The sequence below is a fragment of the Streptomyces sp. NPDC005574 genome (genome assembly GCF_040605435.1).
Taxonomy (GTDB): Bacteria; Actinomycetota; Actinomycetes; order Streptomycetales; family Streptomycetaceae; genus Streptomyces.
On sequence record NZ_JBEXCW010000029.1, the window covers coordinates 13,998 to 29,029 of the forward strand.

13 protein-coding genes are annotated in these 15,032 nt (G+C 71.1%); all 13 read left to right on the plus strand.

What is annotated here, in order from left to right; genetic code table 11:
- Positions 1–4: 4 nt before the first annotated feature.
- The 13 genes from ABZT03_RS20150 to ABZT03_RS20210 all read left to right on the plus strand — a co-directional run bounded on the left by ABZT03_RS20150 (position 5) and on the right by ABZT03_RS20210 (position 15,007).
- The gene (locus tag ABZT03_RS20150; protein WP_356041151.1) at positions 5–934 is read left to right on the plus strand and encodes an ABC transporter permease; all 930 of its coding nucleotides are present in this window, start codon (positions 5–7) and stop codon (positions 932–934) included.
- Positions 927–1,706 (plus strand): ABC transporter ATP-binding protein, encoded by a 780-nt coding sequence (locus tag ABZT03_RS20155; RefSeq protein ID WP_356041152.1) that lies wholly within the window; start codon positions 927–929, stop codon positions 1,704–1,706. Before ABZT03_RS20150 ends, ABZT03_RS20155 begins: the two co-directional genes overlap by 8 nt.
- 360 nt (positions 1,707–2,066) lie before the next feature.
- Entirely contained in the window at positions 2,067–2,969 is a 903-nt protein-coding gene (gene hpnC / locus ABZT03_RS20160) for a squalene synthase HpnC (protein WP_356041153.1), read from the plus strand.
- Positions 2,966–3,916, plus strand: a complete 951-nt coding sequence (gene hpnD / locus ABZT03_RS20165; RefSeq protein WP_356041154.1) for a presqualene diphosphate synthase HpnD — start codon at positions 2,966–2,968, stop codon at positions 3,914–3,916. The genes hpnC and hpnD overlap by 4 nt, the downstream gene beginning before the upstream one ends.
- Positions 3,916–4,056, plus strand: coding sequence for a DUF6380 family protein (locus ABZT03_RS20170; protein ID WP_356041156.1), 141 nt, complete (start codon positions 3,916–3,918; stop codon positions 4,054–4,056). Before hpnD ends, ABZT03_RS20170 begins: the two co-directional genes overlap by 1 nt.
- Positions 4,053–5,480, plus strand: a complete 1,428-nt coding sequence (gene hpnE / locus ABZT03_RS20175; RefSeq protein ID WP_356041157.1) for a hydroxysqualene dehydroxylase HpnE — start codon at positions 4,053–4,055, stop codon at positions 5,478–5,480. The genes ABZT03_RS20170 and hpnE overlap by 4 nt, the downstream gene beginning before the upstream one ends.
- Entirely contained in the window at positions 5,480–6,607 is a 1,128-nt protein-coding gene (locus ABZT03_RS20180; RefSeq protein ID WP_356041159.1) for a polyprenyl synthetase family protein, read from the plus strand. The genes hpnE and ABZT03_RS20180 overlap by 1 nt, the downstream gene beginning before the upstream one ends.
- A gap of 115 nt (positions 6,608–6,722) precedes the next feature.
- Entirely contained in the window at positions 6,723–8,726 is a 2,004-nt protein-coding gene (gene shc, locus ABZT03_RS20185) for a squalene--hopene cyclase (RefSeq protein ID WP_356041160.1), read from the plus strand.
- The gene (locus ABZT03_RS20190; protein WP_356041162.1) at positions 8,726–9,367 is read left to right on the plus strand and encodes a 1-hydroxy-2-methyl-2-butenyl 4-diphosphate reductase; all 642 of its coding nucleotides are present in this window, start codon (positions 8,726–8,728) and stop codon (positions 9,365–9,367) included. The genes shc and ABZT03_RS20190 overlap by 1 nt, the downstream gene beginning before the upstream one ends.
- Before the next feature lie 5 nt (positions 9,368–9,372).
- A complete protein-coding gene (gene hpnH, locus ABZT03_RS20195; protein ID WP_356041163.1) occupies positions 9,373–10,395 on the plus strand; it encodes an adenosyl-hopene transferase HpnH in 1,023 nt (340 codons plus the stop codon).
- Positions 10,396–10,399: 4 nt separating this feature from the next.
- Entirely contained in the window at positions 10,400–11,575 is a 1,176-nt protein-coding gene (ispG, locus tag ABZT03_RS20200; RefSeq protein WP_356041165.1) for a flavodoxin-dependent (E)-4-hydroxy-3-methylbut-2-enyl-diphosphate synthase, read from the plus strand.
- Positions 11,576–11,606: 31 nt separating this feature from the next.
- The gene (gene dxs, locus ABZT03_RS20205; protein WP_356041167.1) at positions 11,607–13,625 is read left to right on the plus strand and encodes a 1-deoxy-D-xylulose-5-phosphate synthase; all 2,019 of its coding nucleotides are present in this window, start codon (positions 11,607–11,609) and stop codon (positions 13,623–13,625) included.
- A complete protein-coding gene (locus ABZT03_RS20210) occupies positions 13,622–15,007 on the plus strand; it encodes an aspartate aminotransferase family protein (RefSeq protein ID WP_356041169.1) in 1,386 nt (461 codons plus the stop codon). The genes dxs and ABZT03_RS20210 overlap by 4 nt, the downstream gene beginning before the upstream one ends.
- Positions 15,008–15,032 lie beyond the last annotated feature (25 nt).

Here is a 15,032-nt window from a genome sequence, read left to right on the forward strand (position 1 = left end):
GCCAGTGAGTGAGACAACGCACGACGGCACGGTCGCGGTGAACGCGTTCGCGTCGCCCGACGAGGGCCTCACGCCGAGCCGGCTCGCCGGCAAGTACGGGCTGACGGTGAGCGGGGCCCGGCCCTCCCTCGCCGCGTACGTCCGTCAGCTGTGGGACCGGCGCCACTTCATCCTCGCCTTCTCCCGGGCGAAGCTGACCGCCCAGTACAGCCAGGCGAAGCTCGGCCAGCTGTGGCAGGTGGCCACCCCGCTGCTGAACGCCGCCGTGTACTTCTTCATCTTCGGCGTCATCCTGAACGCCGGCCGCGGCATGTCGAAGGACGTGTACATCCCGTTCCTGGTGACGGGCGTGTTCGTGTTCACCTTCACGCAGAGCTCGGTCATGGCGGGCGTGCGCGCGATCTCCGGCAACCTCGGGCTGGTCCGCGCCCTGCACTTCCCGCGGGCCTCGCTGCCCGTGTCCTTCGCGCTCCAGCAGCTCCAGCAGCTGCTGGCCTCGATGCTCGTGCTGTTCGCCGTGGTGATCGCCTTCGGCAGCTACCCGGACCTGTCCTGGGCACTGATCGTCCCGGTGCTCGTGCTGCAGTTCCTCTTCAACACCGGGCTGGCGCTGATCATGGCGCGCGCGGGTGCGAAGACCCCGGACCTGGCGCAGCTGATGCCGTTCGTCATGCGCACCTGGATGTACGCGTCCGGCGTGATGTTCTCCATCCCGATCATGCTGGCGGACAAGCCGCAGTGGCTGGCGGACGTCCTGCAGTGGAACCCCGCCGCGATCTACATGGACCTGATGCGCTTCGCCCTCATCGACGGCTACGGCTCGGAGAACCTGCCGGAGCACGTCTGGGCGGCGGCGGCCGGCTGGGCCGTCCTGTTCGCGCTCGGCGGGTTCGTGTACTTCTGGAAGGCTGAGGAGAGGTACGGCCGTGGCTGAGGACAGGACCGACGGGCACATCCCCACCGTCATCGCGGACGAGCTGCACATCGTCTACCGCGTCAACGGCGCCAAGACCGGCAAGGGCAGCGCCACCGCCGCCCTCAGCCGCATCCTCAAGCGCGGCGAGGAGCGCGGCGTGCGCAAGGTGCACGCCGTCAAGGGCGTCTCCTTCGTCGCGTACCGGGGCGAGGCGATCGGCCTGATCGGCTCCAACGGCTCCGGCAAGTCGACCCTGCTGCGCGCCATCGCGGGCCTGCTGCCGGCCGAGGAGGGCAAGGTCTACACCGACGGCCAGCCGTCCCTCCTGGGCGTCAACGCGGCCCTGATGAACGACCTCACCGGCGAGCGCAACGTCATCCTGGGCGGCCTCGCCATGGGCATGTCCCGCGAGGAGATCAAGGAGCGCTACCAGGAGATCGTCGACTTCTCCGGCATCAACGAGAAGGGCGACTTCATCACCCTGCCGATGCGCACCTACTCCTCCGGCATGGCGGCCCGCCTGCGCTTCTCCATCGCCGCCGCCAAGGACCACGACGTCCTCATGATCGACGAGGCCCTCGCCACCGGCGACCGCAACTTCCAGAAGCGCTCCGAGGCGCGCATCCGGGAACTGCGCAAGGAGGCCGGCACGGTCTTCCTGGTCAGCCACAACAACAAGTCGATCCGCGACACCTGCGACCGCGTGCTGTGGCTGGAGCGCGGCGAGCTGCGCATGGACGGCCCCACCGACGAGGTGCTCAAGGAGTACGAGAAGTTCACCGGCAAGTAGACCGGACCGCGCAGGGCCCCGCCGGAACTGTTCCGGCGGGGCCCTGCGTCTGCAAAGGAAACGTCAACTTCGGGCGGCCTTAGGAATCTTGGCGCCAATCGGTGTGTTGTTGTGATGTGCAGGACACCCCAGCACACCTGGCCGCGTTGTACAACGTAAACTGTACCGGTCCCGAAAGGCGGCAATCGGGGCGATACCGCGCGACACCCTCTGCCGGGGCGGCCGTGCGGAGAGCCGGGCGGCGTGTCCGAAATAGTGTGCGTTGGGTCGGCAGTGTAGAACGGGAGATGTGACGGCAATGGCTACGGAGACTCCCCTGCTTCACGCAGCATGTGCCGTCCCCGCCCCCGGCGGTCCGCGGTGACGGGAACCGGCGCGGCGCGTGTCGCCGACGCGGAGCGCGGCACGCTCGACAAGGCCGCGGCGGAGAACTTCCCCGTGGCCCCTTTCTTCCTGCCCGCGGACTGGCGCGCCGACCTCATGGCCGTGTACGGCTTCGCCCGCCTCGTCGACGACATCGGCGACGGCGACCTGGCACCCGGCGGCGCCGACGCCCGGCTGCTCGGCGTGGCGCCGGAGCGGGCCGGGGACCGGCTGCACCTGCTGGACGCCTTCGAGGCGGACCTGAACCGGGTCTTCGACTCCACCCCGGGCCACCCCCTGCTGCGCCGCCTCCAGCCCACGGTCCGCCGCCGCGGGCTGACCCCCGAGCCCTTCCTCGGCCTGATCGCGGCCAACCGCCAGGACCAGCTGGTCACCCGGTACGAGACCTTCGACGACCTCCTGGCCTACTGCGAGCTGTCGGCCAACCCCGTCGGCCGCCTGGTCCTGTCCGTCACCGGCACCTCGACGCCCGAGCGGATCCGTCTCTCCGACGCGATCTGCACCGCGCTGCAGATCGTCGAGCATCTCCAGGACGTCGCCGAGGACCTCGGCCGCGACCGCGTCTACCTGCCCGCCGAGGACATGAAGCGCTTTCACGTCCAGGAAGCGGATCTCGCCACGAAAATCACGAGCGCGTCGGTGCGCGCACTGGTTGCATACGAAGCGCAACGCGCCCGCGATCTGTTGAATGAAGGCGCCCCCCTGGTGGGTAGCGTCCACGGCAGGTTGAAGCTGCTGCTCGCAGGGTTCGTGGCGGGGGGAAGGGCGGCGATCCACGCGGTCGCCGCCGCCGATTACGACGTACTTCAGGGCCCGCCCAAGCCCCGCAAGCTCCGATTGCTGCGTGAGGTGGGCGTGACTCTGCGAGGAGAGGGGTGATCCGGACCGTGGACTCTTCACCACGCGTGTCCGCACCGGTACTCGCCGCCTACAGCTACTGCGAGACGGTCACCGGCCAGCAGGCCCGCAACTTCGCGTACGGCATCAGGCTGCTGCCGGCGCCCAAGCGGCGCGCGATGTCGGCGCTCTACGCGTTCTCCCGGCGCGTCGACGACATCGGCGACGGCGCGCTGGCCGACGACGTCAAGGCGGCGCGGCTGGAGGACACCCGGGCGCTGCTCACCCGGGTCCGTGACGGCGCGGTCGAGGAGGACGACACCGACCCGGTCGCGGTCGCCCTCACGCACGCCGCCGAAACGTTCCCGATCCCGCTCGGCGGCCTGGACGAGCTCATCGACGGCGTCCTGCTGGACGTACGCGGCGAGACCTACGAGACCTGGGACGACCTGAAGGTCTACTGCCGTTGTGTGGCGGGGGCCATCGGCCGGCTCTCGCTCGGCGTGTTCGGCACCGAGAGCGGGGCGCGTGGCGCCGAGCGCGCGCCGGAGTACGCCGACACGCTCGGGCTCGCGCTCCAGCTGACGAACATCCTGCGGGACGTCCGGGAGGACGCCGAGACCGGACGCACCTACCTGCCCGCCGACGACCTCGCCAAGTTCGGCTGTTCGGCCGGGTTCAAGGGGCCCAGGCCCCCGGAGGGTTCGGACTTCGCGGGCCTCGTGCACTTCGAGGTGCGACGGGCCCGCGCCCTGTTCGCCGAGGGCTACCGGCTGCTCCCCATGCTCGACCGGCGCAGCGGCGCGTGCGTCGCCGCCATGGCCGGCATCTACCGCCGGCTGCTGGACCGCATCGAACGCGACCCGGAGGCCGTGCTGCGCGGCCGGGTCTCGCTGCCCGGACGCGAGAAGGCGTACGTCGCCGTGCGAGGGCTGTCCGGTCTGGACAGCCGGCACGTCACCCGGCGGACCGTCAGGAGGCGCGCTTGATGGACAATCCGGTCCAAGGTGATGCCGTCGGCGAAAAGCGGCAGGCAACCCTCCGGTGCGGCCACGCGTCCCTGACTGCGACGACCCGCGGTGCACGCGTCCAGCGGCACGGCGGGTGCGTGGGGGAGGGCGCACGATGAGCGAGGACACGGGGGCCGGGGAGCCCCTCGCGGAATCCGCGAGGGGAACGGCACGGCACGCCGTCGTGGTCGGCGGCGGGCTCGCCGGCGTCACCACCGCGCTCGCGCTCGCCGACGCCGGGGTCCGCGTGACCCTGCTCGAAGGCCGCCCGCGCCTGGGCGGACTCGCCTTCTCCTTCCAGCGCGGCGCCCTGACCGTCGACAACGGACAGCACGTCTACCTGCGCTGCTGCACGGCCTACCGCTGGTTCCTCGACCGCATCGACGCCACCGAACTCGCGCCCCTGCAGGATCGTCTCGACGTGCCCGTACTCGACGTGGCGCGGCCCGAGGGGAGACGGCTCGGCAGACTCAGGCGCGACCCGCTGCCGGTGCCCCTGCACCTGGGACGCAGCCTCGCCGCCTATCCGCACCTCTCACTGGCCGAGAGGGCGAAGGTCGGACGTGCCGCGCTCGCGCTCAGAGCCCTGGACCTCACCGACCCCGCGCTGGACGACCAGGACTTCGGCGGCTGGCTGGCCGCGCACGGTCAGTCGGCGCGCGCCGTAGAGGCACTGTGGGACCTGGTGGGGGTCGCCACCCTCAACGCGGTCGCCGGCGACTGCTCGCTGGCACTGGCCGCGATGGTGTTCAAGACCGGTCTGCTGTCCGACCCGGGCGCGGCCGACATCGGCTGGGCCCATGTGCCGCTGGGTGAACTGCACGACCGTCTCGCCCGCAAGGCGCTCGACTCCGCGGGCGTGCGTACCGAGGTCCGTACACGCGTCACCTCCGTCTTCGTAAACGAGAACGGGCGGTGGAGCGTTCAGGTTCCCGGCGAGACGCTCGAAGCCGACGCGGTCGTCCTCGCCGTACCGCAGCGCGAGGCCCACGGCCTGCTGCCCGGCGACGCGCTCGACGACCCGGAGCGGCTGCTGCGCATCGGCACCGCGCCGATCCTCAACATCCACGTCGTCTACGACCGTACGGTGCTGCGCAAGCCCTTCTTCGCGGCCCTCGGCACCCCGGTGCAGTGGGTCTTCGACCGCACCGCGGCCTCCGGACTGGGCGAGGGCCAGTACCTCGCGCTCTCCCAGTCGGCCGCGCGGGACGACATCGACGCGCCCGTCGCCGCCCTGCGCGAGCGGTATCTGCCCGAGCTGGAACGCCTGCTGCCCGCCACCCGCGGTGCCCGGGTGCAGGACTTCTTCGTGACCAGGGAGCGCACGGCGACGTTCGCCCCCACCCCCGGCGTCGGACGACTGCGGCCCGGCGCCCGCACCAAGGCACCCGGCCTGTACCTGGCCGGAGCGTGGACCGCCACCGGGTGGCCCGCGACCATGGAGAGCGCGGTCCGCAGCGGGGTGAGCGCGGCCGACGCCGCCCTCGCCGCCCTCGGCCGGCCCCGCCCGCGCCACCTCTTCGAGTTCGAGGAGGCGGCCTGATGCTCGATCGGCAGGCGGCAGGCCCCCGCACCCCCGGTACCGCAACAAGAGGAGAGACTGTGCCCACTGTGCCCCCGGCCGAGACGGCTGCCGACGCGGTGGACGTGACCGCGCTCCTGGAGCGCGGCCGGACCCTGGCCACACCGGTGCTGCGGGCGGCCGTCGACCGCCTGGCACCGCCCATGGACACCGTCTCCGCCTACCACTTCGGCTGGATCGACGCCGAGGGCAACCCCGCGGCCGGCGACGGCGGCAAGGCCGTCCGCCCGGCGCTCGCGGTGCTCTCCGCCGAGGTCACCGGCGCCGGGCCCGAGGTGGGCGTCCCCGGCGCGGTCGCCGTGGAACTGGTCCACAACTTCTCGCTGCTGCACGACGACCTGATGGACGGCGACGAACAGCGCCGTCACCGCGACACCGTCTGGAAGGTGCACGGCCCCGCCCAGGCCATCCTGGTCGGCGACGCCCTGTTCGCCCTGGCCAACGAGGTGCTGCTGGAACTCGGCACCGTCGAGGCCGGACGCGCCACCCGCCGGCTCACCAGCGCCACCCGCGCCCTGATCGACGGCCAGGCGCAGGACATCTCCTACGAGCACCGCGACCGCGTCAGCGTCGAGGAGTGCCTGGAGATGGAGGGCAACAAGACCGGCGCCCTGCTCGCCTGCGCCAGCTCCATCGGCGCCGTGCTCGGCGGCGCGGACGACCGCACCGCCGACGCCCTGGAGAAGTACGGCCACCACCTCGGCCTCGCCTTCCAGGCCGTCGACGACCTCCTCGGCATCTGGGGCGACCCGGTGTCGACCGGCAAGCAGACCTGGAGCGACCTGCGCCAGCGCAAGAAGTCCCTGCCGGTCGTGGCCGCCCTCGCGGCCAGCGGTCCCGCCGCCGAGCGGCTCGGCGACCTGCTCGCCGCCGACGCCAAGAGCAGCGACTTCGAGAACTTCTCGGAGGAGGAGTTCGCGGCCCGCGCCGCCCTCATCGAGGAGGCGGGCGGCCGCGAGTGGACCGCCGAGGAAGCACGCCGTCAGCACACCGTCGCGGTCGAGGCCCTGGACGCCGTCGACATGCCCGACCGGGTGCGGGCGCGGTTCGTGGCACTCGCCGACTTCGTCGTCGTACGAAAGAGATGATCACTATTGGTCGAATAGCCCTCGCGTAGTCGCCGGCCGGTGTCGCGGGATCGGAGCACCGGCCGACGGCGGACCCACAGCAGCACGACTCGTACGACTGCACGAAGGGGAAGCCATGACAGCGACGACCGACGGAAGCACCGGGGCACTGCCGCCCCGCGCTGCCGCGGCCAGCGAAACCCACCTCACCACTCCCGTCACGGCCGGGGTGCACGACGCCGCTGCCCGCGCCGTGCAACGCGCCACCGACTTCCTGCTCTCCCTGCAGGACGCCGAGGGCTGGTGGAAGGGCGACCTCGAGACGAACGTCACCATGGACGCCGAGGACCTGCTGCTCCGCCAGTTCCTGGGTATCCGCGACGAGGCGACGACCCATGCCGCCGGTCTCTTCATCCGCGGCGAGCAGCGCGCGGACGGCACCTGGGCGAGCTTCTACGGCGGTCCGGGGGAACTCTCCACCACCATCGAGGCCTATGTCGCCCTCCGGCTGGCCGGCGACGCGCCGGACGCACCGCACATGGCGAGGGCCTCCGCCTGGGTCCGCGAGCGCGGCGGGATCGCCTCCGCGCGCGTCTTCACCCGGATCTGGCTGGCCCTGTTCGGCTGGTGGAAGTGGGAGGACCTGCCCGAACTCCCGCCGGAACTCATCTACTTCCCCAAGTGGGCACCGCTCAACATCTACGACTTCGGGTGCTGGGCCCGGCAGACCATCGTCCCGCTGACGATCGTCTCCGCCAAGCGCCCGGTACGGCCCGCGCCCTTCCCGCTGGACGAACTGCACACCGACCCCGACGACCCCAATCCGGCCCAGCCCTTTGCCCCGGTGGTGAGTTGGGACGGCGCCTTCCAGCGCCTGGACAAGGTGCTGCACGCCCTGCGCGGGATCGCCCCGCGCCGGCTGCGCCGGGCGGCCATGAACAGCGCGGCCCGCTGGATCATCGAGCGGCAGGAGAACGACGGCTGCTGGGGCGGCATCCAGCCCCCGGCGGTGTACTCCGTCATCGCCTTGCACCTGCTCGGCTACGACCTCGAACACCCGGTGATGCGTGCCGGGTTGGAGTCGCTGGACCGGTTCACCGTGTGGCGCGAGGACGGGGCCCGCATGATCGAGGCCTGCCAGTCGCCGGTGTGGGACACCTGTCTGGCCACCATCGCGCTCGTCGACGCGGGGGTGCCCGCGGACCACCCACAGGTGGTGAAGGCGGCGGACTGGATGCTCGGGGAGGAGATCGTCCGGCCCGGCGACTGGTCGGTCAAGCGGCCCGGACTGCCGCCCGGCGGCTGGGCGTTCGAGTTCCACAACGACAACTACCCCGACATCGACGACACCGCCGAGGTCGTGCTCGCGCTGCGCCGGGTCAGACACCACGACCCGGAGCGGGTGGACAACGCGATCGGGCGCGGGGTGCGCTGGAACCTCGGCATGCAGTCGAAGAACGGCGGCTGGGGCGCCTTCGACGTCGACAACACCAGCCCGTTCCCCAACCGGCTGCCGTTCTGCGACTTCGGTGAGGTCATCGACCCGCCGTCGGCGGACGTCACCGCGCACGTGGTGGAGATGCTGGCGGTCGAGGGCCTCGCGCACGACCCGCGCACCCGGCGCGGCATCGAGTGGCTGCTGGCCGAACAGGAGCCGGACGGCTCGTGGTTCGGGCGTTGGGGCGTCAACTACGTCTACGGCACCGGGTCGGTGGTGCCCGCCCTGACCGCCGCCGGGATCCCCGCCTCGCACCCGGCGGTCCGGCGGGCCGTGACCTGGCTGGAGTCCGTCCAGAACGAGGACGGCGGCTGGGGCGAGGACCTGCGCTCCTACAGCCGGCCCGAGTGGAGCGGCCGGGGCGCCTCGACCGCCTCCCAGACGGCGTGGGCGCTCATGGCGCTGCTGGCAGCGGGGGAGCGGGACTCCAAGGCCGTCGTGCGCGGTGTCGAATGGCTCGCGGCCACCCAGCGCGAGGACGGTTCCTGGGACGAGCCGTACTTCACCGGCACCGGGTTCCCCTGGGACTTCTCCATCAACTACCACCTCTACCGGCAGGTGTTCCCGCTGACCGCGCTCGGCCGGTACGTCCACGGGGAGCCCTTCGCCGAGAAGCCGCTCACCGAGGCGAAGGGGGGCTGATGAGCGCACAGCCCGCCCCGGACCCGCTGCTGATCGCCTGCGCGCTAGGCATCGAGCACCTCGCCCTGCGCACCAGCGACCGCGGTGGCGCGGGCGGGCCGGTCACCGTCCTGCGTACCGGCATGGGCCCGAAGGCGGCCGAGCGCTCGGTCACCGGGCTGCTGGCCGATCCGGCGCTCGCCGGGGCCGCCGTGCTGGCCACCGGCTTCTGCGCGGGGCTGGCACCCGGCATGCACCCCGGCGACCTGGTCGTCGCCGAGGAGACCCGGGACCCGCGGGGGACCGTCCCCTGCGTGGCCACCGACCTGCTGGTCAAGGAGCTGGTGCGCGCCGTGCCCGGGCGCACCGTCCACACCGGACCGCTGATCGGGTCCGACCACGTCGTGCGCGGTCCGGAACGCTCGGACCTGCTCGCGACCGGCGCGATCGCGGTCGACATGGAGTCGGCGGCGACACTGCTGAGCGCCGTCCGCGCGGGCGAGCGCCCGGTTGCGGCCGTCCGGGTGGTCGTGGACGCTCCTGAACATGAACTCGTCCGGATCGGCACGGTGCGCGGCGGAATATCAGCTTTCCGTGTTCTTCGCCGCGTACTGCCCGCTTTTTTCGAATGGCACCGTTCTTTGCTGCTCCCCAGGAGGTGAGCCAGATGGCCATGCCGCTGCGCCAGTCCATCAAGGTCGCTACATACTTGGCTGAACAGAAGATCCGCAAGCGGGACAAGTTCCCGCTGATCGTCGAGCTGGAACCCCTCTTCGCCTGCAACCTCGCCTGCGAGGGCTGCGGCAAGATCCAGCATCCGGCCGGGGTGCTCAAGCAGCGCATGCCGGTGGCGCAGGCCGTGGGGGCGGTGCTGGAGTCCGGTGCCCCGATGGTGTCGATCGCGGGCGGCGAACCTCTGATGCACCCTCAGATCGACGAGATCGTCCGGCAGTTGGTGGCGAAGCGGAAGTACGTCTTCCTGTGCACCAACGCGATGCTGCTGCGCAAGAAGATGGACAAGTTCACGCCTTCCCCCTACTTCGCCTTCGCGGTGCACATCGACGGGCTGCGGGAGCGGCACGACGAGTCCGTTGCCAAGGAGGGCGTGTTCGACGAGGCGGTGGCGGCCATCAAGGAGGCCAAGCGGCGCGGCTTCCGGGTGACCACCAACTCCACCTTCTTCAACACCGACACCCCGCAGACCATCATCGAGGTGCTCAACTACCTCAACGACGACCTCAAGGTCGACGAGATGATGATCTCGCCCGCCTACGCCTACGAGAAAGCCCCCGACCAGGAGCACTTCCTGGGCGTGGAGCAGACCCGTGAGCTGTTCAAGAAGGCCTTCGCGGGCGGCAACCGGCGCCGCTGGCGGCTCAACCACTCCCCGCTCTTCCTGGACTTCCTGGAGGGCAAGGTCGACTTCCCGTGCACCGCGTGGGCGATCCCCAACTACTCGCTCTTCGGCTGGCAGCGCCCCTGCTACCTGATGAGTGACGGATACGTGCCCACGTACCGCGAGCTGATCGAGAAGACCGACTGGGACAAGTACGGCCGCGGCAAGGACCCGCGCTGCGCCAACTGCATGGCGCACTGCGGCTACGAGCCCACCGCCGTCCTGGCCACCATGGGCTCCCTGAAGGAGTCGCTGCGGGCCATGCGCGAGACCGTCAACGGCAACCGGGAGTGACGTCGTGACCGCCGTCTCCCTGGGCGTTCCCGAGGTACCGGTCCGGCCGGTCGCCGAGCGGCGGGTGTCGCGCGGCCTCCGGGTCGGGCCGGTGCCGGTCGGGGGCGGCGCCCCGGTGTCGGTGCAGTCGATGACGACGACCCGTACGTCGGACATCGGCGCCACCCTCCAGCAGATCGCGGAACTCACCGCGTCGGGCTGCGAGATCGTCCGCGTGGCCTGCCCCACGCAGGACGACGCGGACGCCCTGGCGACCATCGCCCGCAAGTCGCAGATCCCGGTGATCGCGGACATCCACTTCCAGCCGAAGTACGTGTTCGCCGCGATCGAGGCCGGCTGCGCGGCCGTACGCGTCAATCCCGGCAACATCAAGCAGTTCGACGACAAGGTGAGGGAGATCGCGCGGGCCGCGAAGGACCACGGCACGCCGATCCGGATCGGGGTCAACGCGGGTTCCCTGGACCGGCGGCTGCTGAGGAAGTACGGCAGGGCGACGCCCGAGGCGCTGGTGGAGAGCGCCCTGTGGGAGGCGTCCCTGTTCGAGGAGCACGGCTTCCGGGACATTAAGATCTCGGTCAAGCACAACGACCCGGTCGTGATGGTCGAGGCGTACCGCCGGCTCGCCGCCCGGTGCGACTACCCGCTGCACCTCGGCGTCACCGAGGCCGGGCCGGCCTTCCAGGGCACCATCAAGTCGGCGGTCGCCTTCGGCGCGCTGCTCTCCCAGGGCATCGGCGACACCATCCGGGTCTCCCTGTCGGCGCCTCCCGTGGAGGAGGTCAAGGTCGGCATCCAGATCCTGGAGTCGCTGGGCCTGAGGCAGCGCCGGCTGGAGATCGTCTCGTGCCCGTCCTGCGGCCGCGCCCAGGTCGACGTGTACAAGCTGGCCGACGAGGTCACGGCGGGCCTGGAGGGCATGGAGGTCCCGCTGCGGGTGGCGGTGATGGGCTGCGTCGTCAACGGGCCGGGCGAGGCCCGTGAGGCCGACCTCGGTGTCGCCTCCGGCAACGGCAAGGGCCAGATCTTCGTCAAGGGCGAGGTCATCAAGACCGTCCCCGAGTCGAAGATCGTGGAGACCCTCATCGAGGAAGCGCTGAAGCTCGCGGAACAGATCGAGCGGGACGGCACCGGGTCCGAGGCCCCCGGCGGCACGGGGGCACCGGCAGTGACAGTGATGTGAAACAAGGCACGGACCGAGAGGGGGCCCGAGTGTGTCGATTCTGGAGAACATCCGGGGGCCGCGCGACCTGAAGGCGCTGTCCGAGACGGAGATCGGTGAACTGGCCGAGGAGATCCGGGACTTCCTGGTGCACGCGGTCGCCAGGACCGGCGGACACCTCGGACCCAATCTGGGGGTGGTGGAACTGTCCGTCGCGCTCCACCGGGTCTTCGAGTCGCCGGTCGACCGCATCCTGTGGGACACCGGCCACCAGAGCTACGTCCACAAGATCCTGACGGGGCGTCAGGACTTCTCCAAGCTGCGGGGCAAGGGCGGGCTGTCCGGTTATCCCTCCCGCGAGGAGTCCGAGCACGACGTCATCGAGAACAGCCACGCCTCCACCGTCCTCGGCTGGGCCGACGGACTCGCCAAGGCCCGCCAGGTGCGGGGGGAGAAGGGCCACGTCGTCGCGGTCATCGGCGACGGGGCGCTGACCGGCGGCATGGCCTGGGAGGCCCTCAACAACATCGCGGCCGCCAGGGACCGCCCGCTGATCATCGTCGTCAACGACAACGAGCGGTCGTACTCCCCGACCATCGGCGGACTCGCCAACCACCTGGCGACCCTGCGCACCACCGACGGCTACGAGAAGGTGCTCGCCTGGGGCAAGGACGTGCTGCTGCGCACGCCGGTCGTCGGCCACACCGTCTACGAGTCGCTGCACGGCGCGAAGAAGGGGTTCAAGGACGCCTTCGCGCCGCAGGGCATGTTCGAGGACCTGGGCCTGAAGTACGTGGGCCCGATCGACGGACACGACGTCGGGGCCGTCGAGTCGGCGCTGCGGCGCGCCAAACGCTTCCACGGCCCGGTCCTCGTGCACTGCCTCACCGAGAAGGGCCGCGGCTACGAACCCGCCCTCGCGCACGAGGAGGACCACTTCCACACCGTCGGCGTGATGGACCCGCTGACCTGCGAACCCCTCGTGCCCTCCGCCGGACCGTCCTGGACGTCCGTGTTCGGCGAGGAGATCGTGCGGATCGCGGAGGAACGCGAGGACGTCGTGGCGATCACGGCGGCCATGCTGCACCCGGTGGGTCTGGGACCGTTCGCCGCCCGGTTCCCCGACCGGGTGTGGGACGTCGGCATCGCCGAACAGCACGCGGCGGTCTCCGCGGCCGGCCTCGCGACCGGCGGACTGCACCCGGTCGTCGCCGTCTACGCCACCTTCCTCAACCGCGCCTTCGACCAGCTGCTGATGGACGTGGCGCTGCACCGCTGCGGGGTCACCTTCGTCCTGGACCGCGCCGGGATCACCGGGGTCGACGGCCCCTCCCACAACGGCATGTGGGACATGTCGATCCTCCAGGTCGTACCGGGGCTCAGAATCGCCGCGCCCCGCGACGCCGACCAGCTGCGGGCGCAGCTGCGGGAGGCGGTCGCCGTCGACGACGCGCCCACCCTGGTCCGCTTCCCGAAGGAGTCGGTGGGGCCCCGGCTGCCGGCGCTCGACCGGGTCGGCGGCATGGACGTCCTGCACCGCTCCCCACGGCCGCCGCAGGTCCTGCTGGTCGCCGTCGGCGTGATGGCGACGGTGTGTCTGCAGGCCGCCGAGCTGCTGGAGGCGCGCGGCATCCCCTGCACGGTCGTCGACCCCCGCTGGGTCAAACCCGTGGACCCGGCGCTTCCGGCCCTCGCCGCCGCCCACCGGCTGGTCGCCGTCGTGGAGGACAACAGCCGGGCGGCCGGCGTCGGCGCCGCGGTGGCGCTGGCCCTGGGTGACGCCGAAGTCGACGTTCCCGTACGGCGGTTCGGCATCCCGGAACAGTTCCTCGCGCACGCCAAACGCGCGGAGGTGCTCGCCGACATCGGCCTCACCCCCGTCGAGGTGGCGAGCCGGATCAGCGCCAGTCTGGCCGTCCGCGAGCAGACCGGGAGCGGCCCGGACACTCCCGCCGCCGTGCCGGACGCCGCCGCCACCGACTCCGGCACGCCGGACGCGACGGACTCCGGCACGCCGGACGCCACCGCCCGGCCGGTCGCCGTCGTGCCAGTCAAGGAGAAAGCCGAATGACCAAGGAGTTCGACATCGGCGCGCTGCTGGCCGAACGCGGAGCCGAGCGCTACGAGCTGCACGCCCGGTACCTCAACCACCAGCTCCCGCGCATGCTGCACACCATCGGCTTCGACAAGGTCTACGAGCGGGCCGAAGGCGCCCACTTCTGGGACGCGGACGGCAACGACTACCTGGACATGCTCGCCGGGTTCGGCGTGATGGGCCTCGGCCGTCACCACCCCGTCGTCCGCAAGGCGCTGCACGACGTCCTGGACGCCCAGCTCGCCGACCTCACCCGCTTCGACTGCCAGCCGCTGCCCGGGCTGCTGGCCGAGAAGCTCCTCGCGCACAGCCCGCACCTGGACCGGGTGTTCTTCGGCAACAGCGGTACGGAGGCGGTCGAGACCGCGCTGAAGTTCGCCCGCTACGCCACCGGCAGGCCCCGGATCCTCTACTGCGACCACGCCTTCCACGGCCTGACGACCGGATCGCTGTCCGTCAACGGCGAGGACGGCTTCCGGGACGGCTTCGCCCCGCTGCTGCCCGACACGGCCGTGCCGCTCGGTGATCTCGACGCCCTGGCTCGGGAGTTGAAGAAGGGCGACGTGGCCGCGCTGGTCGTAGAGCCGATCCAGGGCAAGGGCGTGCACGAGGCGCCGCCCGGCTATCTGCGCGCCGCCCAGGAGCTGCTGCGCCGGCACAAGGCCCTGCTCATCGCGGACGAGGTGCAGACGGGCCTGGGGCGGACCGGCGACTTCTACGCCTACCAGCACGAGGAGGGCGTCGAACCGGACCTGGTGTGCGTGGCGAAGGCGCTCTCCGGCGGGTATGTGCCGGTCGGTGCCACCCTCGGCAAGGACTGGATCTTCAAGAAGGTCTACTCGTCCATGGACCGGGTCCTGGTCCACTCGGCGAGTTTCGGGTCCAACGCGCAGGCGATGGCGGCGGGCCTGGCGGTCCTGTCCGTCATGGAGAACGAGGAGATCGTCGCGAACGCCCGCAGCACGGGCGACCTGCTCAGGTCCCGGCTCGCGGCCCTGACGGACAGGTACGAGCTGCTGGCCGACGTCCGCGGTCGCGGGCTGATGATCGGCATCGAGTTCGGCAGGCCGAGATCCCTGAAACTGCGCAGCCGCTGGACCATGCTCCAGGCCGCGCGCAAGGGACTGTTCGCGCAGATGGTGGTCGTACCGCTGCTCCAGCGGCACCGTATCCTGACCCAGGTGTCCGGCGACCACCTCGAAGTGATCAAGCTCATCCCGCCGCTGGTCATCGGGGAGCCGGACGTGGACCGGTTCGTGGACGCGTTCACGGCCGTGATGGACGACGCGCACAGCGGCGGCGGCCTGATGTGGGACTTCAGCCGGACACTCGTCAAGCAGGCGGTCGCCCATCGGTAGGACCAGTTTTTCTTGTCTCTGAGGC

Excerpts from the sequence above, each read along its gene's own strand:
- ABZT03_RS20190 (WP_356041162.1), top strand. The coding sequence starts at position 8,726 with ATGAGCGCACAGCCCGCCCCGGACCCGCTGCTGATCGCCTGCGCGCTA.
- ABZT03_RS20210 (WP_356041169.1), top strand. The coding sequence starts at position 13,622 with ATGACCAAGGAGTTCGACATCGGCGCGCTGCTGGCCGAACGCGGAGCC.
- shc (WP_356041160.1), top strand. The coding sequence starts at position 6,723 with ATGACAGCGACGACCGACGGAAGCACCGGGGCACTGCCGCCCCGCGCT.
- hpnE (WP_356041157.1), top strand. The coding sequence starts at position 4,053 with ATGAGCGAGGACACGGGGGCCGGGGAGCCCCTCGCGGAATCCGCGAGG.
- ABZT03_RS20180 (WP_356041159.1), top strand. The coding sequence starts at position 5,480 with ATGCTCGATCGGCAGGCGGCAGGCCCCCGCACCCCCGGTACCGCAACA.
- hpnH (WP_356041163.1), top strand. The coding sequence starts at position 9,373 with ATGGCCATGCCGCTGCGCCAGTCCATCAAGGTCGCTACATACTTGGCT.
- ABZT03_RS20170 (WP_356041156.1), top strand. The coding sequence starts at position 3,916 with ATGGACAATCCGGTCCAAGGTGATGCCGTCGGCGAAAAGCGGCAGGCA.